We start from the raw sequence: 20527 nt of genomic DNA, 5'->3' as shown, positions 1-20527 counted from the left end.
AAGACGAGGGTGAAGCAATCCAGGGCGTAAAACGCAAATATCCGCCCTGGATTGCCCAATTGTTGATTTTTGGGCTTCGCTCCTCGCAATGACGAGAAAGAGTAAAGATATGTGAATCTGATAGCCGTGTAGGGGAAGGCCGGGCTGGGGTTCTTGTCCGGTCTTCCCGTCAACATGCCGGAGCTCATCGGAATGACAACGCCCGTGCATCTGGGCATCACGCCCCTGGCGACGGCAACGCGCCGCGCGCCCGGACGACCCCGCCGGGCCGCGCCCGACGGTGACGCGCGCACCCTGCACGTGCGCTGCGGCTCGGACATCTTCGAATCGCTGGCGCAGGCCGGCTTCCAGGGTGACTTTCTGGAGGTCAGCGACCCGGTGATTCAGGGGCCGGTGCCGGAGGTGCGGAGCCTCGACGCCTACCACGAGACGCGCGCCGCCTTCATCGCCGACGCCTATGGTGTGACCCTGGCGGAGGCGCGGGCGCGCCTGACCGGGCAATGGGCCGGCCTGATGACCGCTGATCGGTATGACCGCGTCGTCCTGTGGTTCGAACACGACGCCTACGACCAGACCATCCTCGCCCGGGTGCTGGATGCTCTCCACGGACGGCGCGGCGTCGAGGGGCGAGCGGAACTCGTGCTGTACGATCCGGCGCGGGACGGGGCGGCCGTGGGGCGCGTGCGTGGCCTGGGCGAACTCAAGCCGGAGCACCTGCTGCGCCTGTGGACGCGACGCCGGCCCGTCACCCGGACCCTGACCGCGCAGGGCGTGCGCGTGTGGGCGGCCCTCCGCCAGTCCGATCCGCGCGGGCTGGCCCGGCTGGCCGGCGGGACGGTGCCCGGCCTGTCGACCATGGCGCCGGCGCTGCGCCGCTGGCTGCGGGACCTGCCGTGGACCACCGACGGCCTGGGCCTGACCGAACGGGGCATCCTGGAGGTCTTGACCGCGCGCGGCGGCGCGGCGTCGACCGGGGTCCTGTTCGGCGCTTACCTGGACGACGACCCGCAGCCGACCCTGGGCGACGCGATGTTCGTGGTCGTCCTGCGTGGCCTCGCGGGCGGGCCGGCGCCGGCCGTGACGCGCGACGACGCCGAGGCCGACCGCCTGGCGACCTGGACGTTCACCGAGACAGGCCGCCGCCTGCTGGACGGCACGGCCGACTGGGTGCCCCTGGGCGGCCTGGACCGGTGGATGGGCGGCACGCGGCTGCTGTCGGGCCAGCCGGTCTGGCGATGGGATCCGGAGGTTGGCTTGGTGATGGACGATCAGTCGTAGTCGTAGGGCGGATTCGCCCCGCGACAGCGGGGCAATCCGCCGCCGGCCGAACCGCATTCGGCGGCTTGCGTCCCTGTCGGGCCGCGAAGCCGCCCTACGATCTGGACTGGCGATGGGATCCGGAGACGTCTACGCCATCGGCAGCGTGAAACGGATCGTGCAGCCCTGGGTCTCGCCGGGGGACTCGGCCCAGATTCGGCCGCCGTGGTGTTCGATCGCCTTCTTGCAGATGGCGAGACCGATCCCGGTGCCGCCGCCGAACGCGTCCTGGGGGTGCAGCCGTTGGAACAGGCGGAAGATTCGGTCCTCCTGGCCTTCGCCCGGGGGCAGGCCGATGCCGTTGTCGCGCACGAACACCTGGCACATCGGCACCCCGCAACTCGTGGTGTCCGGCATTCGTTCGCCGCCGATCTCCACCCGCAGGGGTTGGTCGGGCCGGCGGTATTTGACGGCGTTGCCGAGGATGTTGATGAACACGCGCAGCAACTCGTCGGCGTGGCCGAAGACCGTTGGCAGGTCTTCGGCGACTGTGATCTCGGCGCCGGCCGCGTCGATGGCGGGGCGCAGGTCGGCGATGGCATCGGTCACGATCCCCGCCAGGGCAACGGCCGAGCGTGCCTTGTCCGAGCGGCCGACGCGGGCGAAGTCCAACAGATCGCTGATCAGGGCGTCCATGCGCGCCACACCCTGGTTGATATAGGCGACGAACTCGGCCTCCTCGTCGGTCAGACGGTCCTGTGTCCGCCGGCGCAACAGGGTGGCGTACGAGGCAATGGTGCGCAGCGGCTCGCGCAGGTCATGGGCGGCGACATGGGCGAAGGATTCCAGTTCGGCGTTCGACCGTTCCAGTTCCTCGTTCTTGCGGGCCAGCGCCTCCTCGGACGCGTTGCGTTCGGTGAGGTCGACCATGCTCACCGGCACGATCCGGGCTTGTGCGAGGGTCCTCGGCACCGGCATGGAAAACAGCACCGTGCGTTCGTTGCCGCGCGCCGTGCGGATGCGGCTTTCCAGCCGGAACTGAGGCTCGGCGTTCCACAGGGCGCAAACCTTATCAATGAATCGGTCCCACGTGGTGGCCACGAAGTGGTCGGCAATGTTTGGGACCGTCGGCGTGTCCGGATCAAGGTCAAGCAGCTTCATGGTGGCCGGGTTGGTCTCGATCACCCGCACGCGGGCCGCCAGATCCTGGAGGCGGTCGGGATCGGCCTGCAGATGGGCGCGCAGGTCCTGGATCCCCTCGGCCCGCCATTGTTCCAGCGTGGCCATGACGCCAGAGAGGTCTTCGTTGCAGATGGCCACCTCGGCGTTCTGGAACAGGCTGCGGAAACGGTTCTCGGCGTCGGCCAGTTCCGACACCTGCCGCTGCTGCTGGGCCTGGGCGGCGCGCAGTCGGGCGACCATCTCGTTGAACGTTCGGGCGAGCGCGCCGATCTCGTCGGTGCCGCGTTCCGGCAGGGTGCGCGGCAGGTCCCCGCGGCCCACGGCGGTGGCCGCGTCCGCCACCTCCGCCAGCGGTGCCAGGGCGCGGCGGATCAACACCGTGGCCACGATCGCGATGGCGGCCACCGCCAGAGCGGTCAGGATCAGGGTCCGCACGTTGGCGGGGACGACGGGCGCCTGGTGCGCGGCGACGGGAACGACGGTGGCGATGAGCCACGACAGGCCCCTGGGGTCCTCGTAGGGGGTCACGCCGACGACGTGGGCCTCGCCGGCCACGGTCGCCCGGCCCACCCGAGGCACGGCCATGCCCGACCCGCTGGCACTGGGGTCCGGCTCGGCGCCGTTGGACAGGGTGCCCGCCAGGATCTGGCGGGCGCTTTCGGCCACCTCCGGCAGGGCGCTGTCCGCCGCCGACAGCCGGTCTGTCGGCGTGCCCGTGGCGTCGACTTGGAACGGTCGCTCGCCGGTGGAGGACGCCACCAGCAGCCCAGAGGGTTCCATGATATAGGTCACGCCCACGGTCCTGGTGTGCAGGTCGGCCAGGAAGCCGCTGAGCGATGAGACGAACAGATCGACGCCCAGCACACCGATCAGACGTCCGTCGTGATCGCGCACGGCGCGGCTGGCCGGCAGGGCCAGATCCTGCCGGGTGAACAGCACGTACAGCCCATTCCAGGCACCGTTGTCGCGCGTCAGGGCGTCCTTGAACCAGGGCCGTTCGCGGGCGTCGTAGCCGGGAAGGGCCGCCACCACCTCGCCCCGCGTCCCGTCATGGCTGGCCTCGATCTTCTGGAACGGCCCGGCCGTGAAGCCCCGCGTGCCGGTGGTGTAGAACGTTCGCCGGTCCCCTTCATGCCCGGCGCCGGCCAGCCCCCCCCGCGTGTTGCCGAAGTACAGGCTGGTGGCCGCCGAGGGAACCGCCACCTGCTCCAGGAACAGGGTCTGCAAGGCCGCCTGATCGTCCGTGTCCACAATCCCGGCGGTGATGAGGCGACCGTTCTGCTCAAGCAGGTGCTGCGGCCGGTCCAGAAAGGCCCGCAGGTGGCTGACGACCTGGGCGGACACTTCCCGATGCAGCGCGGCCGTGACCGATGTCACGGCGATGGTCGCGTTGAGCGTTGTGAGGTAGCCGACGGCGCCGCCCGTGATCAGGATGAGCACAACGGCCGAGACGACAAAGACGGTTCGCAGCGAGAGTTGTTTCATGATCCCGTATACGGTTGCCGCGCGTCCCGCACCCATTCGGAGCGCTCACGTCCGCTCTATCCCACGACAACAAGGTGCCCGCAATCCAACGTCCAGTAAAAACACTTCATCCTGAATAAGCATTCAGGCTCCCGCGTCGCGCCGTTTCCGAGTGTGCGCTCGATGACCTTGGAAGTCGTTGACAAGATTACCAACGATTCCAAAAACGCGCCAGTGACATTTGATATAACGACCGAATGATACGGTGCCGCCACGACGCTTGCAGCGGCCAGCCGCGCCCCGTACCCTGTTGTGGGAACGAACCAGAAACGGGCCGGCCGGTTGAAGCGCTTGGCTCCGTCGGAGGTCAGCGCCGTGACATCGTCCCTGCTGGCCCCCGCCGTCGGGCGGCGGGCCCTCGTCGACAGCGACACCGCCGCCATGACCCGTGGCCTGACGCGGGGCGTCTGCCGCCATCTGGCGGAGACAGGCCACGCCGTGTTGACCGAGTTCAAGCTGCCCAACCGGCGGCGCGCGGACGTCGTGGCGCTGGACGCCGACGGCCGGGTGCTGATCGTCGAGGTCAAAAGCGCCCTGGCCGACTACCGGGCCGACGGCAAGTGGCGCGAATACCTGCCGTACTGTGACGCTTTCGCCTTCGCCGTGGGCGAGTCCTTTCCCCGTGACGTGCTGCCGCCCGACTGCGGCCTGATGATCGCCGACCCCTGGGGCGCCGAGGTGGTGCGGCTGATGACGCTCGCCCCGCTGCATCCCGCGCGCCGGCGGGGGCTGACCCTGCGGTTCGCGCGCGCCGCCGGCGAGCGCCTGCAGCGGCTGGTCGATCCGCCGGTGTGACCGAGTCGCCTTGGCACCTGCTTCCGAGCCGCGCACGGATGTTGCGCGTTCCGCCAGCGTCGCGACATCTCGGCCGTCGGACAAATCCGCCAGTCATTCTTATATTGCCCTGATATATATCGGGTTGACATATCGTCCGGCCAGGGGGCATAAAGTTGACAAAACCGGATGGATTCTATCCGGGTCAGACACCGTCGGCGGTCCCGCCATTGACCGCCCGCACACCCGAAAGACCGCGTCATGCCCCTGGATGCCAGAACCCTGTGCCTGGGCGCCCTGGATGCCGGGTTCAACACCGGCTACGACATTCGCAAGGCGTTCGAGGAAGGCCCGTTCCGCTACTACCAGAGCCTCAGCTATGGCTCGATCTATCCGGCGCTCAACGCCCTGCTGGCGGACGGGCTGGTGACATGCACGGCACACAGCCAGGACGGCCGTCCCGACAAGAAGGTCTACACCATCACCGAGGCTGGCCGCGCCGCGCTGCGGGTGGCGCTGCTGCAACCGCTGGAGTTCGACCGGTTCCGGTCGGGCTTCATGTTCGCCATCGCCTTCGCGCATCGCATGGCGCCGGGGGAGCTTTCGCGCCTGCTCGATGACTATATCCGGGGTCACTATGATCTGGCCGACGAACTGGCCCGCATCGAGGGTGTCACCCTTCCCGGCGACCGTTTCCTGATCCGCATGGGCGAGGAGATGTGCAAGGCCGGAGCGCGATGGATCGAAGAAAACAGGGCCGCGCTGGAAAACGAGATCGAGACCAACAGAGCCGTCGCCGCCCCGCTCAGGGATGGCACCCATGACTGATCCACCCGACTGATCCGACGGCGCAGCTCCACCGTCTCAGGACACGACCCGATCACACGGGTCTCACGGACGAAGCAAAACCATGAAGTCATCGTATCTCATCGCCGCGTTCATCACCGTGGCTACCGTCGGCTGGGTGGCGTCCGGGATGCTGGCCGCTCCCGAGAACCCCGGCGAGACCGAGGAGGCCCTGCGCCCGCCCATGGCGCTGGAGCACGAGGCGGCGGTGCCGCAGGTGCGCGTGCGCCGCGCCCAGGCCGAAGAGCGCGTCAACACCCTGGTCGTTCTGGGCGAGACCCAGGCGTCACGCACGGTCGAGGTCAAGGCCGAGACCGGCGGGCGGGTGGTCGAGACCGGCGCCGAGGAGGGCGCCACCGTCGACGACGAGACGCTGCTGGTGCGCCTCGCCATGGACGACCGCCTGGACCGCCTGAGCCGCGCCGAGGCCACCGTGGCGCGCTGGGAAGACCGCTACCGGGCCGACCAGCGGCTCGCCGACCGGGACTTCACCAGCCGCCAGCGCGTGCTGGAGTCCAAGGCGGCGCTGGAGGACGCCCGCGCCAGCTTGGCCGCCATCCTGCTGGACATCGACCGCACCAAGATCGCGGCCCCGTTCTCCGGCGTGCTGGCGACGCGGCTGGTGGAGGAGGGCGACTACGTGGGGATCGGCGATCCGGTCGCCCGCGTTGTCGATCTCGATCCGCTGGAGGTTGTGGTCAAGGTGGCCGAGGCCGATATCGGGCGCCTGAGCCTGGGCCAGTCCGGCCGCGCGACGCTGGTCACCGGGCGGGAGATGACGGGCACCGTCAGCTACATCGCCCCGGTGGCCGATGGCGTGACCCGTACCTTCGCCGTCAAGCTGGCCCTGCCCAACCCCGATGCCGATGTGCCCGAGGGCATGACGGCGGAGGTGCGCCTGCCCACGGCGCGCACCCGGGCTCATCGCATCTCGTCGGCCCTGCTGGCGCTGGACGCGGAGGGCCGCGTCGGTGTGAAGGTCGTGGACGGGGACGACCGTGTGGCCTTTCACCCCATCTCGGTCACCGGTGATGGCAGCGACGGCCTGTGGGTCGAGGGCCTGCCCGATCCCGCCACCCTGATTGTCGTCGGTCAGGAGTTCGTGCGCGCGGGGCAAAAGGTCAAACCCGTCGACGGGGACACCATCGAGGCCAACACCAAGGCCCTGGCCGCCGCCGACCAGGAGACCCTGGCCGACGGACACGCCCCGGCGGCGACCATCGACTCCGTGACCGGGGCCGCCGACGCTGCCGCCTCGGGAGAGGGACAAGACCCATGACGCCGGTGATCGACTTCGCGCTGGACCGCTCGCGCACGGTGCTGGCGACCTTCCTGCTGGTGCTGATCGCCGGCACCGTGGCGTTCGTCGAGATTCCCAAGGAAAGCTCGCCGGATATCCCGATCCCCATCATCTACGTCGCCCTGTCGCACCGGGGCATCTCGCCCGAGGACGCCGAACGCCTGCTGGTGCGGCCGATGGAGCAGGAGTTGCAGGGCATCGAGGGCGTCAAGGAGATGCGCTCGACCGCCTACGAAGGCGGGGCCAACATCCTGCTGGAGTTCGAGGCCGGCTTTGACAACGAAAAGGCCAAGCGCGACGTGCAAGACCAGGTAGACGTCGCCAAGGTCGACCTGCCCGAAGAGACCGACGAACCGTCGGTCAATGAGGTCAATATCAGCCTGTTCCCGATCGTCGTCATCACCCTGGCCGGGGATATCCCGGAACGCGCGCTGTTGCGCATCGCCGACGATCTGGCCGACGACCTGGAGCAGATCCCCGCCGTGCTGGAGGTGGACATCGGCGGCGACCGCGAACAGCAGGTCGAGATCGTGGTCGACCCGGTTCGGTTGCAGAGCTACGGCCTGGCCAACGCCGATGTGGCCGAGGTGATCGCCCGCTTCAATCGCCTGGTGGCCGCCGGCACCCTGGACACGGGCGAGGGCCGCTTCGCCATCAAGGTTCCGGGCCTGTACGAGGACGTCGCCGACATCCTCAACCAGCCGGTCAAGTTCACCGAGGACTCCGTCGTCCGCCTGCGCGATTTCGCCTCGGTCCGCGCCACCTACAAGGACCCGCAGGGCTTCGCCCGCGTCAACGGCCAGCTGGCGGTGACCCTGGAGGTCAAGAAGCGGGTCGGCGAGAACGTGATCGACACGGTCGACGCCGTGCGCGCGGTGGTCGAACGCGAGCGTCAGGCTTGGCCCGAGGGCATGGAGGTGAATATCATCCAGGACCAGTCGGATGAGATCAAGACCATGCTGTCCGAGTTGCAGAACAGCGTGATCGCGGCCATCCTGCTGGTGATGATCGTGGTGGTGGCGGCGCTGGGGTTGCGCTCCGGTCTGCTGGTGGGCATCGCCATTCCCGGCTCGTTCCTGATGGCCATCCTGCTGCTGTCGGCGATGGGCCTGACCGTGAACATGATCGTGCTGTTCGCGTTGATCCTGGCTGTCGGGATGCTGGTGGACGGGGCCATCGTCGTCACCGAGTACGCCGACCGCAAAATGACCGAGGGCCTGCACCGGCGCGAGGCCTACGGACTGGCCGCCAAGCGCATGGCCGGGCCGGTCATCGCCTCGACCGCCACCACCCTGGCCGCCTTCCTGCCGCTGCTGTTCTGGACCGGTGTTGTGGGCGAGTTCATGAAGTTCCTGCCCATCACCCTGGTCGCCACGCTGTCGGCGTCGCTGCTGATGGCGCTGATCTTCGTGCCGACCCTGGGCTCGCATGTGGGCAAGGCGGGCGCCGCCAATCCCGACACCATGAAGGCGCTGTCGGCCAGCGAGCACGGCGACGTCACCACGCTGCCCGGCCTGACCGGGATGTACGCGCGCGGGCTGGGCGCCGCCCTGCGCCGGCCGGGCTTGGTCGTGGTGCTGGCCGTGGTCGGGCTCGTGAGCAGTTGGGTGCTCTACGCCACCTATGGCCGGGGCGTCGAGTTCTTCCCCGAGGTGGAACCGCGACAGGCTCAGATCCTGGTCCATGCGCGCGGCAACCTGTCCATCCACGAAAAGGACGAGTTGGTCCGGCAGGTGGAATCGCGCGTCCTCGCGCTGCCGGACTTCGAGGCGGTCTACGCCCGCACCTTCAACCGCGCGCCCCGCGACGCCGCCGAGGACGTCATCGGCATCATCGGCCTGACCTACAAGGACTGGCAGGAGCGCCGCCCGTCCAACCAGGTGCTGGACCTGATCCGCGCCCGCACCACCGACCTGGCGGGCGTTCATGTGGAACCGAACGTCCCCGACGAGGGGCCGCCCGTCGGCAAGCCGATCCAGGTGCAGATGACGGCGCGCGACCCGGCGGTGCTGCCCGAGGCGGTCGAGGTCGTGCGCGCCGCGCTGGAGGAGATCGGCGGCTTCATCGACATCGAGGACAGCCGCCCCGTGCCCGGCATCCAATGGGACCTGGAGGTCGACATGGGCCAGGCCGCGAAAATGGGCGGCGACGTGGCCAGCGTCGGCAACCTGGTGCAGTTGGTGACCAGCGGCCTGAAGGTGTCGTCGTTCCGGCCCGACACGGCCAAGGACGAGGTGGATATCGTCGTCCGCTATCCCGAGGCATACCGGTCCATGGAGGAACTGGATCGCCTGCGCCTGAACACGCCGCAGGGGCTGGTGCCGCTGTCCGCCTTCGTCACCCGCACCCCCAACCCGAAGATCAGCCAGATCGAGCGGGTCGACGGCCGGCGCGTCATGACCGTCAAGGCCGACGTGGCCCGCGACCTGCTGCCGGCCGACAAGATGGAGGAGATCCGCGCCTGGATGGCCGAGAACCGGGACCGCTTGCCGCGCGGCCTGGACATCGAGTTCAAGGGCGAGGACGAGGAGCAGAAGGAAAGCCAGGCCTTCCTGTCGCAGGCCTTCATGGTCGCCCTGTTCATCATGGCCATCATCCTGGTGACCCAGTTCAACAGCTTCTATTCCGCCTTCCTGATCCTGTCGGCCGTGGTCATGTCCACCGTCGGCGTCATGCTGGGCCTGCTCATCACCAACCAGGCGTTCGGGATCATCATGACGGGGGTGGGCGTGATCGCGCTGGCCGGTATCGTGGTGAACAACAACATCGTGCTGATCGACACCTATGACCGCCTGAAGAAGGAGTTCACGGACCCGCGCGAGGCCATCCTGCACACCGGCGTGCAACGCCTGCGGCCGGTCATGCTGACCTCGATCACCACCACGCTGGGGCTGCTGCCGATGATGCTGATGCTCAACATCGACTTCATCAACCGCACGGTGACCTACGGCGCGCCGTCGATGCAATGGTGGACCCAGCTCGCCTCGGCCGTGGTGGTCGGCCTGCTGTTCGCCACCGTGCTGACCTTGGTGGTCACGCCGAGCGCCCTGATGGCGCAGGCGCGCGTCAAGGCCTGGGCCGGGCGTCGCCGCGAACGGCGTCAGGCGAAGCGGGCGCGGCGGGCGGCGCGGGGTGGTCCGGCGGATGCGCCGGAGGCGGTGTAAGGTCCTGACTTCTGTTCTCTGTTGTATCGACGGCCGATCAGAACACGCTGGAGACGGACGACTTGCCGCTTTGCGCAGGCGGTGGGGTGCGTTCCTCGCGCTGCATGGGGCCGACGTACTTTTCCGTCCGCACGAACGGGCGCGGGTAAAGAAGCGTGTGTTCGATCCGCTTGTACAAGGTATCGGCGGACACTGGCTTGCCGAGGAACTCGTTGACCCCGGCATCGCGGGCTTCACGCACGTGCGCCAAGTCTGAATAGCCCGAGATCATGATGATCGGGATTTCCGGATTGCCGATCGACGGGTCGCGGCGCACCAGCCGCGCGAACTCGGCGCCGTTCAGCGGCGTCATTTCGTAGTCGAGCAGGACCATGTGAATGGCTTCCTGCTGCAGACACTTCAGGCCCTCGACGCCGTCCGCGCGTTCCACCACGTCACGAATGCCGTACGAGGCGAGTTGGGTGACCAACAACGACCGGGAGAACTTGTTGTCGTCAATGATGAGAACCCGCAACGCCGGCAGGCGCTCGCGCAGTTTCTCTCGCATTTTTTCGTCGTTTTCGACCAAGATCCACCTCTCATGGCCGCTGCAGGGAATGTCCTCTGGAGTTCGGAGCATCTGACGCCGCTTCCGTTGTAGTCCTGACGGGGTGCGCACGGCAACCGGCCCCCGCTGGTTGGCGACTCGGGGGCCGCGAGGGCGCGCCGCGTACACAGATCGTCTGAACCGACCGCCCCATCGGCGACGGCCGCGCCTCCGCGGACCCGGCACCTTCCCTGGTTAACACAAACAAACAAACCGCCGGACCCGACGCGACATGAGTGACAGGTCGCCCAGGCGGCCCAACAGGCGCGAATCGCCACCGACGGCGAGTATGTGTGTTGGGTCCGCCGCTGTAAACGGGCCAAAGGTCTTATGCCGCCCGAGGAAAAGGTTGACCGTTCTTGGTGGTCTTCCATCACACCGCAGCTTGAGATCCATCGGCTCGCTTCGTTCGCTCATGGTGACAGATGTGCTTGTTTCATCTGATAAATGTCATCCCGACCGCCCCGGAAGGGGCGGAGGGACCTCGTGAAAAGGCAAGAAATGGGTCCGGTCACCGAGTCAACCCAGATGCCTGCCGGTCTTAACCCGCCGCCGGTGGCGGCCCGGCCCGTGGACCGTGGGGTGCAACACGCCATTCGTAATGGACGCTTTTGCCGGGACGTCGGGCCACGGCACTGGGAGCGTCCAAGCGGGCCTCATCCGCCGTCGGGCGGCGTCATCCCGCCCGCACGCTGTCCAGGAACCGGTCCACCGCCGTCGACAGATCGCTGGCGTGGTGGCTGAGTTCCCCGGCGGCGCCGAGCACCTGCTGCGCCGCACCGCCGGTTTCCTCGGCCGCCTCGGTGACGGCGCCGATGGACTGGCTGACCTCCTGGGTGCCGCTGGCGGCCTCGGCAGTGTTGCGGCTGACCTCGCTGATGGCCGCGTTCTGCTGTTCCACGGCGGCGGCGACGGCGGTGGAGATCTCGCCGATCCGGTTCACGGTCTGGGCGAAGTGCTCGATGGCCGAGACGGCCTTGTGGGTGTTTGTTTGCACCTCGCCGATGTGCTGGCCGATTTCCTCGGTGGCGCGCGCGGTCTGCCCGGCCAGGGCCTTGACCTCGTTGGCGACCACGGCGAAGCCCTTGCCGGCGTCGCCGGCGCGCGCGGCCTCGATCGTGGCATTCAGCGCCAGCAGGTTGGTCTGGCTGGCGATGTCGGTGATCAGGCTGATCACCTCGCCGATGCGGCCGGCGGCCTGATCCAGCGCCCGGACCTGTTCCGTGGTTCGCTGCGCCTCGGTGACCGCGTCGTCGGCCGTGGCGCGGGCCTGCTCGACCTGGCGGGCGATTTCGTGGATCGACGCGGCCAACTCCTCGGTCGCGGTAGCCACCGTCTGCACGTTGCCCGAGGTCTGTTCGGCCGCCCCGGCGACGGTGGTGGCGCGTTGGCTGGCCCGTTCGGCGGTCCCGGCGAGGGCCTGCGCGGCGCTTTCCATCTCGGTGGCGGCGCTGGTCACGGCGCTCACGACGCCGGAGACGTCCTTTTCGAAGGTGTCCGCCATCTCCAGCAGGCCGCGCCGCCGCGCCGCCTCGGCCTCTTTCCGTTCGCGTTCCTGGGCTGCCTTCAGATCCTCCATCTCCTGGAAGTGCTGCTTAAAGATCTCCATGGCGTGCGACATGTCGCCCAGTTCGTCCTGCCGTTCGGTGGCCGGAATGTCCACCGTCAGATCGCCGTCCGCGAGCTTCCCCATGGTCCGGGTCATGGCCGCCAGAGGGGTCGTGATGGTGCGGGCGAACACGGTCCCCACCAGGGCAACCACGACCAGAATCGCCAGTCCGGCGAGGACCAGGAACCATTGCAGGCGGGTCACCGGGGCCAGCACCTCGGCGACGTCGACCTCGGTGAGCACGGCCCAGCGCACGCCCTGGAACTCGATCGGGCCGAACGCGGACAGGACGGGTACGCCACGATAGTCCGGCACCTCGCCGACCCCTTGGTCGCCGGCCAGGGCGGCGCGGGCGGTCTCGGTGTCCACCGAGCGCGCGAGGATCGTGGACTCCTCCGAGAACCGGGAGTCGCTGCGCATCAGCCTGTCGTCGCCAACCAGATAGGCCTCGCCGGTCTCGCCCATGCCGGCCTCGATCTGCATGATGGCGTTGATGCGCCCGATGGGCATCTGATAGGCGAGCACACCGATGAAACCGCCCCGGTCATCGAACACGGCGCGGGCGATGAAGCTGGCCGGGTCGCCGTTGGACGGCGCGTACGCGGCGAAATCGTCAAAGGCCACCGTCTCGGGGTCCGGGGCGTCGGCGATGGTCTGGTACACCCGGGCGAGGCCGGAGTCCGCCCACTGTCCGTCCCTCAGGTTGGTGGCGAAGTCCCTTTCCTTGAAGACCGAGTAGATCAGGTCGCCGGCCGGCGAAATCAGAAAGACGTCGTAATAGCCGCGGACTTGCTGGAGGTCGCGGAACCATGGGTGGTAGAGGGCGTGCTGCTCGTCGTACCAACTGCCGGTCCGCGCCGTGTCGAGCCGGTGTTTCTCGCCCGGCGGATTCGGGTTGTCGTCGATGTAGTCGGTCTGCAGGGCCGCGACGACGTCGCCGCCGGGCGCGTTACGCCGCGCGGCGTCGAAGCCGAGGCCGAAGTCATTGAGCGCGTCGGCCACGACGCTGCTGGCGGCGACGACCATCAGGTCGCCCTCGATGCTGTCCAGGTAATCCCCCAGGGCGCTGGTGCGTCCCTCGCGCAGGGCGCGCAGCTTCTCCTCGGTCTGGGCGGTCAGGTCGGCGGCGCCCCGCTGATGGGCCAGGATGCCCGTGACGGCGATGGCGATCAACGCGACCAGCGCGATCAGAACGGGCAGGACGACGGCGATGCGAAACCGGGAGACGACGCGGGACATGATCTGACCCCCCAAACAGGACTGGCGATACCCACAGGTGACATCGGGTCCGATCACGATTCGGGCACTGGTCGCGGAGCCAGTCGACTATGATGCCACTATAGGCAAGAGACGCTATCCACTTTTTCTAATCTTTGAGCATACTCCTGTTTTCAATTCAGTGACATATGCGTTTCGACGGTGCATTTTGAACGATGGGCGTATGGCCCGGGCGAGGCCCATCCCACCAGCGGAGGATATCGCCTGGAAGACACTCCCTCGAACGGCCCGCGACCCCGCCTTTCGTGCGGCGACGGTGCGTCGTTCGGCGCACGCGGCCCAACACTGGCATCGCCGCGGCGTCTGGTGTAATCGAGGGGACTTCCAGGATTCCCGACAGACCGAGGACCCGAGGCGACCATGGCCGGCCATTCCCAGTTCAAGAACATCATGTACCGCAAGGGCGGGCAGGACGCGAAACGCGCCAAGCTGTTCACCAAGCTGGCGCGCGAGATCACGGTGTCGTGCAAGGTGGGCTCGCCCGATCCGGACGCCAACCCGCGCCTGCGCGCGGCCATCGCCGCCGCCAAGCAGGCCTCGATGCCCAAGGACAACATCGAGCGGGCGATGGCCAAGGCCACCTCGACCGCCGACGCCGACACGCTGGAGGAGTTGCGCTACGAGGGCTATGGCCCCGGCCAGGTGGCGGTGATCGTCGAATGCCTGTCCGACAACCGCAACCGCACCGCCGCCGAGGTGCGTGCCGCGTTCAACAAGAACGGCGGCACCATGGGTGAGACCAACTCGGTGGCCTTCAACTTCGAGCGCGTGGGCCTGGTGCGCTATCCGGCCGAGGCCGGCGGCGCCGACGAGATGCTGGAGGCGGCCATCGAGGCCGGCGCCGACGACGTGGTCAGCGACGAGACCGGGCACGACATCTATTGCCAGCCGGACGACCTGAACGCCGTGCGCGAGGCGTTGACGGCGGCCAAGGGCGAGCCCGAGGCGGCGCGCCTGGACTGGCGGCCCAACAGCACCGTGCCGGTGGACGAGGACACGGCCAGGACGCTGCTGAAGTTCCTGGACGTGCTGGACGACAACGACGATGTGCAGCGCGTGGCGGCGAACTACGAGATCGCCGACGAGGTCATGGAAAAGCTGAGCGCGTAGCGGGGCCGTAGGGTGCGTTCGACGGCCGCGAATGCGGCCGGCAACGCACCGGACCTTAAGCGAATGGTGCGTTGCGCCCCGGCTCCTGTCGCCCCGGATGGTCCTATCCGGTCGGCCTGAGACAACATCGACGCAACGGTGAGCCGGGGCGCGAACGCACCCTACGGGGCACCGCGAAGGACATATGATGCGCATCCTGGGGCTGGATCCGGGCCTGCGGGTCACCGGCTGGGGCATCGTGGAGGCGGCGGGCAACCACCTCTCGCACGTCGCCGACGGCGTGGTGACCAGCGACGAAAAGGACCCGCTGGCCGACCGGCTGGCGCAGCTGCATGACGCGATCATGGCCATCATCGCGCAGTATCACCCGGCCGAGGCGGCGGTGGAGGAGACCTTCGTCAACCGCAACCCGCTCAGCACCCTGAAACTCGGGCAGGCACGCGGCGTGGTGATGCTGGCGCCGGCGCGGTGCGGGCTGCCGGTGGCCGAGTACACGCCGAACGCGGTCAAGAAGGCCGTGGTCGGGCGCGGCCACGCCGAGAAGGCGCAAATCGCGCTGATGGTCCGGATGCTTCTGCCCGGCGCGGCGCCGGAGCGGCCGGACGCCGCCGACGCGCTCGCCGTGGCCATCTGCCACGCTCACCGGCGGGCCGGGCTGGCGGCGCTGGCGGGGGTCGGGGCAGGGGAGGGAGGCGCGCCGCGATGATCGCCAAGCTGCGCGGACTGGTGGACAGTGTGGACGCCGAGGGCGCCGTGATCGACGTGCACGGCGTCGGCTACCTGGTGTTCTGTTCAGGGCGCACGCTGGCGCGGCTGCCGGCGCCGGGCGGCGAGGCGGCGCTGGTCATCGAGACCCACGTGCGCGAGGACCACATCCACCTGTACGGCTTCGCCGACGTCCTGGAGCGGGACTGCTTCCGCCTGCTGGGCACGGTGCAGGGCGTGGGCGCGCGGGTGGCGCTGGCCATCCTGACCGTGGTGCCGGCCGAGCAGATGGGGCGCGTGCTGGCGGCGCAGGACAAGGCCATGCTGACCCGCGCCGCCGGCGTCGGGCCGAAACTCGCGGGGCGCATCGTCGCCGAGCTGAAGGACAAGGCGGCCGGCCTGGGTGCCCCGCCTGTGGCGCGGCCGACCGGGGTGGCGGTGGCGGGCGAGGCGCCGGCCGTGGCGGGCGCCGGCGTGGTGGACGACGCCACCTCCGCCCTGGTCAACCTGGGTTACGCCCGCGCCGAGGCGTGGACGGCAGCCTCCGAGGCGGCAACGGGGCTGGGCGATGCGGCGACGGTCGAAGCCGTGCTGGGCGAGGCGCTGAGGGTGTTGGGGCGGGGGACGTAGGGACGTAGGGTGCGTTTGACCGCCTCGACGAGGCGGGCAACGCACCGCCACAAAGTCGTTGCTGCGGCGCGGGGTCGTGCGCGCCCGTGGTGCGTCGCGCCTTCGGCGCAGACGCACCCTACTGGGCGCCCCGCCCGCCGCGCCTCAGCCCTGGGCGGCGGCGGTCTGCACGACACGGGGTTGCGAGCCGACCTCGGCCAGGATGTGGGCGGTGACCCAGGCGCGCAGGAACTCGGCCATGTCCTCGGTGAACCGGGACGGCCGCGACCCGGACAAATGGCGACGGCGGAAGTCCGCCATGTCCTTCATCCACTGCCAGCGGTAGGACGACAGCGCGTCGTTGGGGCCGTGCCCGCCGCGGGTGTCTTCCTGGTCCAGGTGCATGACGGCGGCGGCCATCAGGCGGTCGAACAGCCGGGTCACCTCGTCCCGGCCCGCGTTGGCGGCCCAGCGGTCATGGAGTGAGTTGGTCATGGAGACCAGTTCTCGGTGTTCGGCGTCGGCCTCCTCGTGCCCGGTGGCGTAGGCGGCGCGCCAGCGCAGCAACGGGCCGACCGGGCGTTCCGGCTCGGCGACGACGGCGATGGTGTCGGCCTGCAGTCCCTTCGGTCCGTCGCTGACGGTCATGCTCACCACCTGGCCCTCGGTCAGGTCGAACAGCCCGCACTGTTCGAGGGTGCGGACATGCACGAACACGTCGGCCTGGTCGCAGTCCCGCGTGACGAAGCCAAAGCCCTTGTAGGCGTTGAAGAACTTGACGACGCCCGCGATCCCCTCGGGCAGCGCCTCCGGAGCCGGGGCGCGGCAGGGTTCGGGAACCTCAAGCACCGCGTCGATGCTCTGGACTTCCCAGCCCTTGGGTCCCTCGATCAGGGTGCAATCGAGCCGGGTGCCCTCTGGCAGCCGGTCCAGGCCGCGCGCCTCGACCGCCGAGACGTGCAAAAACGCGTCCGGCAGGCCCCCGTCCGGACGAACGAACCCGAACCCCTTCTTTGGGTTATACCATTTGATTGCAACCTCGGTCATCCCTGTCCCCTCCGCCCAAAAAACATGCGTTGCCGATCCAAACGCACAGCAAGTTTGCAAGGCCGACGGGGCCGATGGCAAGCCTGCACACGACATATACCCAGGTTTTTGTTCGGGGCACTCCGACGGAAGCAGGGGATGGGCAGCGCGGCGGCCCGCGACAATCAAAGGAATCGTCCGTCTTTTGGCGCGGATGGGACCGTCTTTGGACGGAGGCTGGCGTCCCGGTCCGTCCCTTTGACTCGGTGGGTGTCGTGCCAAACGCGCACAATATTCAGGGATGTTTTCGCGTCTTGGGTGCGGCGTGGCGAATCGGAGGGTGGTCGCGCGGCCGTTGAAACGCCAACCGCCCCGGCCGGCGTGGCGCGGGGCGGTCAGGATGGGGCGGACCGGTGTGACGCGAAGCTATTCGCGCCCGGCGGTGCTGGCGAGTTCCGTCTGGTTACGCAGGCGCGCGTACAGGGTGTCGACGGCCTGACGCTCGCTCTGGAAGCGCTCCAGGTCTGCGCCAGCCAGCTCGATTGCCGGCTGGAAGCGGACACCCATGGGGTTCACCTTCGCGCCGTTGCGAATGATCTCGTAGTGCAGGTGCGGGCCGGTGGACATGCCGGTCGAGCCGACACGGCCGATCACCTCGCCTTGCTCCACGCGCTCGCCGGCGCGCACCTGGATGCGGCTCATGTGGGCGTAGGCGGTGGAGAACTCGCTGTTGTGGCGGATGCGGACGTACTTGCCATAGCCGCCCTTGCGCCCGGCGTAGTCAACAACGCCGTCGCCGGCGGCGTAGATGGGGGTGCCGGTGGGGGCGGCGAAGTCGACGCCGGTGTGCATCCGCGAATAGCCGAGGATGGGGTGTTTGCGCATCCCGTAATTGGAGGACAGCCGGGCGCCGTCGATCGGCGTGCGCATCAGGGGCTTGCGCACGCCCTGGCCCTTTTCATTGAAGTAGTCCAGGTGGCCGTCCGCCATTTCGAACGCATACGCCGTCATCCGGTGGCCGCCGTTGGTCAACGCCGTGAACAGGATCCGGCCGTCGCGCACGTGGCGGCCGTCTTCCGTATTAAAGCGCTCGTACAGCACTTCGAAGGTGTCGTCCTTCTGGATGTCGCGCTGGAAATCGATGTCATACGACAGGATGCGGACCATCTCGCTCAGGGCCTGGTCCGACACGCCGGCGTCCACCGCCGCTTGGTACAGGCTGAGAGTGATGGGGCCGCCGAAGCGGACCACCTCGCGCACCAGTTCGGCCTGCTGCTGTTCGGCGCTGAAGCCGTACTCGGCGTCGGCGTCCGGGGCCACGATCACCTGGGTCCCGGTGCTGGGCTCGAAATCGAAGCCCAGGAAGGCCAGCGTGTCGTCGACCGGTTCGGCGAAGCGGATGTTGACCCTGTGGCCCGGGCGCAGGCGTCGCGGATCGAAGACCTCTTGCAGGGCCTTGACCGCCTTGTGGGCCTCGACGCGGTCGACCCCGGCGTCGATGAGCAGCCCGATCAGGGTGTCGCCGCGATCGACGCGGGCGGTGATGGCGACCGGCGCGCTGGTGGAGGCGGGGACAGGGGGCGCGTTGGCTGGGGTCAGCATGGCCACGGCGCTGGCGGCGGGCGCCGCTTCGGGAGAGGCGCCGGCCGCCTCCGCCGTGATGGCCTCCGGCTTGCGCGGCGGCAGCGGCGCCGCCGCGCCGTCCAGCGCGGCGACGACGGCGAGGTCGGTGGCGTCCCCGTCGGTGGCGAGGGCCTGCGCCGGTACGACAAGGCTCGCCATGGCGGCCATGGCGAGCCCCGCGATCACGTCTTTGGCCCGGATCGGCGACGGGCGGTGTCGCGCCCCGTCGATGGTTCCGGTGGTGGTCGGTGTCCGTTCAACGCGCGGACTGTTCATCCCGTCCTCTCCATCCTTTTTTCTTCGCCGGCCGCGTGGGGCGGACGTCGGGTTTGGCCTCAGGGGGGCGCGGCGCGCGCCATTGCCCCGATTTTTCTGGCGGCTTTCTTGTTCTGCGCGCTGACTTGGGCGCCGGGGCACCATGGCAGCATGAGGGGTGCGACTCGGAATGTCAACCGAAGAGTCTTTGGAATCAAAGTTCTCTGCCGTGTTGTTTGAGTCACGCATCACGCATCTTCGCTAACATCGTGTTGCTGATTTATCACGAGTCAAGCTTTGATGAGGGGGGGGCGGCGAGGACTCTCGACGCGGGTGAGGGCCCGTTCCGGCCCTGGAGCCTGCGCCGGCTCGTGCCGGGGCGGACCCTGGGGCCGGCCTTCATGAATGTGATGTGCCGACGGGACCGCCGGCTCTGTCCGAAAGGATGCCGCCGTTTGTTCCAAATCGCGCAGCTTTCGGCAAGAATTTTATGGCCTATCCGGACGGGGCGCGGTTCCTGTCGGTGGGAGCTTCGTGGCGGAATGAAGGGGCGGGGGAGGGGTGCGTTGCACTCCACGTTGCACTCCAAAAGGCGGGACGAGCACAAGCGCGGTGGGCGCTAAGGGGAGACTTGGCATGAGACAACGGTGGGCATCGGGACTGGCGGTCGCACTGCTGGGCGTCGGACTGAACGCCGCTTGGACCGAGGCGGCGGAACGGGGCGCACGGCACGCGGAGGCCGGGATGACGGAGACAGAAATGGAGACGGCGGGCGCGACGATCCACGCCGTGACGGGCCTGGACCTGCCCGAGGGCGCCGAGGTGCTGGGCCTGCGGGAAGGCGGGGCGATCGATTCGTCGCTGTCCGCCAAGGTCGTGTTCCCCCCGACGGCGCTCGACCGGTTCGTGGCCGACCTCGGCCTGCGGCCGGCCGACTTCGGCGAGACGCGCCGGTACCTTCTCGGCACGAACGACGGATGGTGGGACCCGGAGGCGCCGCCCCGGCTGCCGACGGCGCACGTGGAGATGGCGCCGGGGCGGGTGCTGAACCTGGGCCTTGATCAGCGCGATCCCGACCGCCCGGTGGTCTATCTGTTCTGGCACACGACCTGAGCGGCGCGCGGGCAGAGTCGAGGGCGGGCCGGTGCGACGGCATCGTCGGACCGCAACCCCATCCGGCACCGGGCCGCATCAGCCCTGGCCGCGCCGGTGTAACGCGTTGATATTCCATGCTTTGCGTCGCCGCCGCGCCAAATGACGCCGATCCGTCATTTTTCTGTTGACCGGGTTGGTGTGTGTGAGTAGAACCCGGGCTCCCGACGCGACGGGGCGGGCCGAGAGGGGCGCGCGACGCGGTGTCGGGGGATCAGACTTGAAAGATCAGACAGGGGACGGGCGACCCGGGGTGCTGGGCCGAGAGAGGCGCGCACCGCAGGGGAGTTTGTTCCGGGGCTGATTGGGCCGGGTGTTCCGGCAGCGGAATTTGGCGGATCGGATGGTCCGGTTCGCGGTTTGGCGAGCCAGCTCTGTTGGTTTGCTGTTCGACCGGCCAACTCTGTTGGCCATGCTGTTTGACCAACGGACTTTGTCCGTTTGCTGTTTGACCGGCCAACTCTGTTGGCCATGCTCTTTGACATTGTAGATGTGACGAAAGAGATGCGCGGGCGGCGGTTTCGGTC

14 protein-coding genes are annotated in these 20527 nt (G+C 68.5%); 9 read left to right on the top strand and 5 right to left on the bottom strand.

Going from position 1 to position 20527, the window contains the following annotated elements; genetic code table 11:
• Nucleotides 1-192: 192 nt before the first annotated feature.
• Nucleotides 193-1278 (top strand): DUF1835 domain-containing protein, encoded by a 1086-nt coding sequence (locus Q0309_RS15750; RefSeq protein WP_299443321.1) that lies wholly within the window; start codon nt 193-195, stop codon nt 1276-1278.
• A 129-nt stretch (nt 1279-1407) separates the two neighbouring features.
• On the opposite strand, the gene Q0309_RS15745 is transcribed toward Q0309_RS15750, so the two are convergent.
• A complete protein-coding gene (locus Q0309_RS15745) occupies nt 1408-3924 on the bottom strand; it encodes an ATP-binding protein (RefSeq protein ID WP_299443318.1) in 2517 nt (838 codons plus the stop codon).
• A gap of 354 nt (nt 3925-4278) precedes the next feature.
• On the opposite strand from Q0309_RS15745, the gene Q0309_RS15740 reads away from it, so the two are divergent.
• The 4 genes from Q0309_RS15740 (at nt 4279) to Q0309_RS15725 (ending at nt 10047) form a co-directional block, all read left to right on the top strand.
• Nucleotides 4279-4758, top strand: coding sequence for an MmcB family DNA repair protein (locus Q0309_RS15740; protein WP_299443315.1), 480 nt, complete (start codon nt 4279-4281; stop codon nt 4756-4758).
• Between the two features lie 240 nt (nt 4759-4998).
• Nucleotides 4999-5565: a PadR family transcriptional regulator gene (locus Q0309_RS15735; RefSeq protein ID WP_299443311.1), complete on the top strand. Its 567-nt coding sequence runs from the start codon at nt 4999-5001 to the stop codon at nt 5563-5565.
• A gap of 82 nt (nt 5566-5647) precedes the next feature.
• The gene (locus Q0309_RS15730) at nt 5648-6862 is read left to right on the top strand and encodes an efflux RND transporter periplasmic adaptor subunit (protein WP_299443308.1); all 1215 of its coding nucleotides are present in this window, start codon (nt 5648-5650) and stop codon (nt 6860-6862) included.
• Nucleotides 6859-10047 (top strand): efflux RND transporter permease subunit, encoded by a 3189-nt coding sequence (locus tag Q0309_RS15725; protein WP_299443306.1) that lies wholly within the window; start codon nt 6859-6861, stop codon nt 10045-10047. The genes Q0309_RS15730 and Q0309_RS15725 overlap by 4 nt, the downstream gene beginning before the upstream one ends.
• Nucleotides 10048-10084: 37 nt before the next feature.
• Here Q0309_RS15725 and Q0309_RS15720 read toward each other — a convergent pair whose 3' ends face one another.
• Nucleotides 10085-10594 carry a response regulator gene (locus tag Q0309_RS15720; protein WP_299443303.1) on the bottom strand — a complete coding sequence of 170 codons (510 nt, stop codon included), beginning with the start codon at nt 10592-10594 and terminating at the stop codon, nt 10085-10087.
• Nucleotides 10595-11309: 715 nt separating this feature from the next.
• The gene (locus Q0309_RS15715) at nt 11310-13481 is read right to left on the bottom strand and encodes a methyl-accepting chemotaxis protein (RefSeq protein WP_299443301.1); all 2172 of its coding nucleotides are present in this window, start codon (nt 13479-13481) and stop codon (nt 11310-11312) included.
• 399 nt (nt 13482-13880) lie between these two features.
• On the opposite strand from Q0309_RS15715, the gene Q0309_RS15710 reads away from it, so the two are divergent.
• From Q0309_RS15710 to ruvA, 3 genes are all read left to right on the top strand, one after another.
• Nucleotides 13881-14630 (top strand): YebC/PmpR family DNA-binding transcriptional regulator, encoded by a 750-nt coding sequence (locus Q0309_RS15710; RefSeq protein WP_299443298.1) that lies wholly within the window; start codon nt 13881-13883, stop codon nt 14628-14630.
• A gap of 187 nt (nt 14631-14817) precedes the next feature.
• Nucleotides 14818-15336, top strand: coding sequence for a crossover junction endodeoxyribonuclease RuvC (gene ruvC / locus Q0309_RS15705; RefSeq protein WP_299443324.1), 519 nt, complete (start codon nt 14818-14820; stop codon nt 15334-15336).
• Nucleotides 15333-15965 carry a Holliday junction branch migration protein RuvA gene (ruvA, locus tag Q0309_RS15700; RefSeq protein WP_299443295.1) on the top strand — a complete coding sequence of 211 codons (633 nt, stop codon included), beginning with the start codon at nt 15333-15335 and terminating at the stop codon, nt 15963-15965. The genes ruvC and ruvA overlap by 4 nt, the downstream gene beginning before the upstream one ends.
• A gap of 144 nt (nt 15966-16109) precedes the next feature.
• Here ruvA and Q0309_RS15695 read toward each other — a convergent pair whose 3' ends face one another.
• Both Q0309_RS15695 and Q0309_RS15690 read right to left on the bottom strand, forming a co-directional pair.
• On the bottom strand, nt 16110-16991 hold the full coding sequence (locus Q0309_RS15695; protein WP_299443292.1) for a cold shock domain-containing protein: 882 nt from the start codon (nt 16989-16991) through the stop codon (nt 16110-16112).
• Nucleotides 16992-17396: 405 nt separating this feature from the next.
• The gene (locus tag Q0309_RS15690; protein WP_299443289.1) at nt 17397-18869 is read right to left on the bottom strand and encodes a M23 family metallopeptidase; all 1473 of its coding nucleotides are present in this window, start codon (nt 18867-18869) and stop codon (nt 17397-17399) included.
• Nucleotides 18870-19484: 615 nt separating this feature from the next.
• Between Q0309_RS15690 and Q0309_RS15685 the strand changes: the two genes are divergently transcribed.
• On the top strand, nt 19485-19961 hold the full coding sequence (locus Q0309_RS15685) for a hypothetical protein (protein ID WP_299443286.1): 477 nt from the start codon (nt 19485-19487) through the stop codon (nt 19959-19961).
• Nucleotides 19962-20527: the final 566 nt, after the last annotated feature.

The organism is uncultured Rhodospira sp., from assembly GCF_937138205.1.
GTDB lineage: Bacteria > Pseudomonadota > Alphaproteobacteria > Rhodospirillales > Rhodospirillaceae > Rhodospira.
Note: the sequence above shows the minus strand (reverse complement) of the source record. Positions and strands in the feature narration are given on the sequence as shown.

What these genes read in the sequence shown, in the direction of transcription:
- ruvA (WP_299443295.1), top strand. Translation starts at nt 15,333, where the DNA reads ATGATCGCCAAGCTGCGCGGACTGGTGGACAGTGTGGACGCCGAGGGC.
- Q0309_RS15725 (WP_299443306.1), top strand. Translation starts at nt 6,859, where the DNA reads ATGACGCCGGTGATCGACTTCGCGCTGGACCGCTCGCGCACGGTGCTG.
- Q0309_RS15720 (WP_299443303.1), bottom strand. Translation starts at nt 10,594, where the DNA reads ATGCGAGAGAAACTGCGCGAGCGCCTGCCGGCGTTGCGGGTTCTCATC.
- Q0309_RS15710 (WP_299443298.1), top strand. Translation starts at nt 13,881, where the DNA reads ATGGCCGGCCATTCCCAGTTCAAGAACATCATGTACCGCAAGGGCGGG.
- Q0309_RS15750 (WP_299443321.1), top strand. Translation starts at nt 193, where the DNA reads ATGACAACGCCCGTGCATCTGGGCATCACGCCCCTGGCGACGGCAACG.
- Q0309_RS15685 (WP_299443286.1), top strand. Translation starts at nt 19,485, where the DNA reads ATGAGACAACGGTGGGCATCGGGACTGGCGGTCGCACTGCTGGGCGTC.
- Q0309_RS15735 (WP_299443311.1), top strand. Translation starts at nt 4,999, where the DNA reads ATGCCCCTGGATGCCAGAACCCTGTGCCTGGGCGCCCTGGATGCCGGG.
- Q0309_RS15715 (WP_299443301.1), bottom strand. Translation starts at nt 13,481, where the DNA reads ATGTCCCGCGTCGTCTCCCGGTTTCGCATCGCCGTCGTCCTGCCCGTT.
- Q0309_RS15690 (WP_299443289.1), bottom strand. Translation starts at nt 18,869, where the DNA reads ATGAACAGTCCGCGCGTTGAACGGACACCGACCACCACCGGAACCATC.
- Q0309_RS15695 (WP_299443292.1), bottom strand. Translation starts at nt 16,991, where the DNA reads ATGACCGAGGTTGCAATCAAATGGTATAACCCAAAGAAGGGGTTCGGG.
- Q0309_RS15745 (WP_299443318.1), bottom strand. Translation starts at nt 3,924, where the DNA reads ATGAAACAACTCTCGCTGCGAACCGTCTTTGTCGTCTCGGCCGTTGTG.
- ruvC (WP_299443324.1), top strand. Translation starts at nt 14,818, where the DNA reads ATGCGCATCCTGGGGCTGGATCCGGGCCTGCGGGTCACCGGCTGGGGC.
- Q0309_RS15730 (WP_299443308.1), top strand. Translation starts at nt 5,648, where the DNA reads ATGAAGTCATCGTATCTCATCGCCGCGTTCATCACCGTGGCTACCGTC.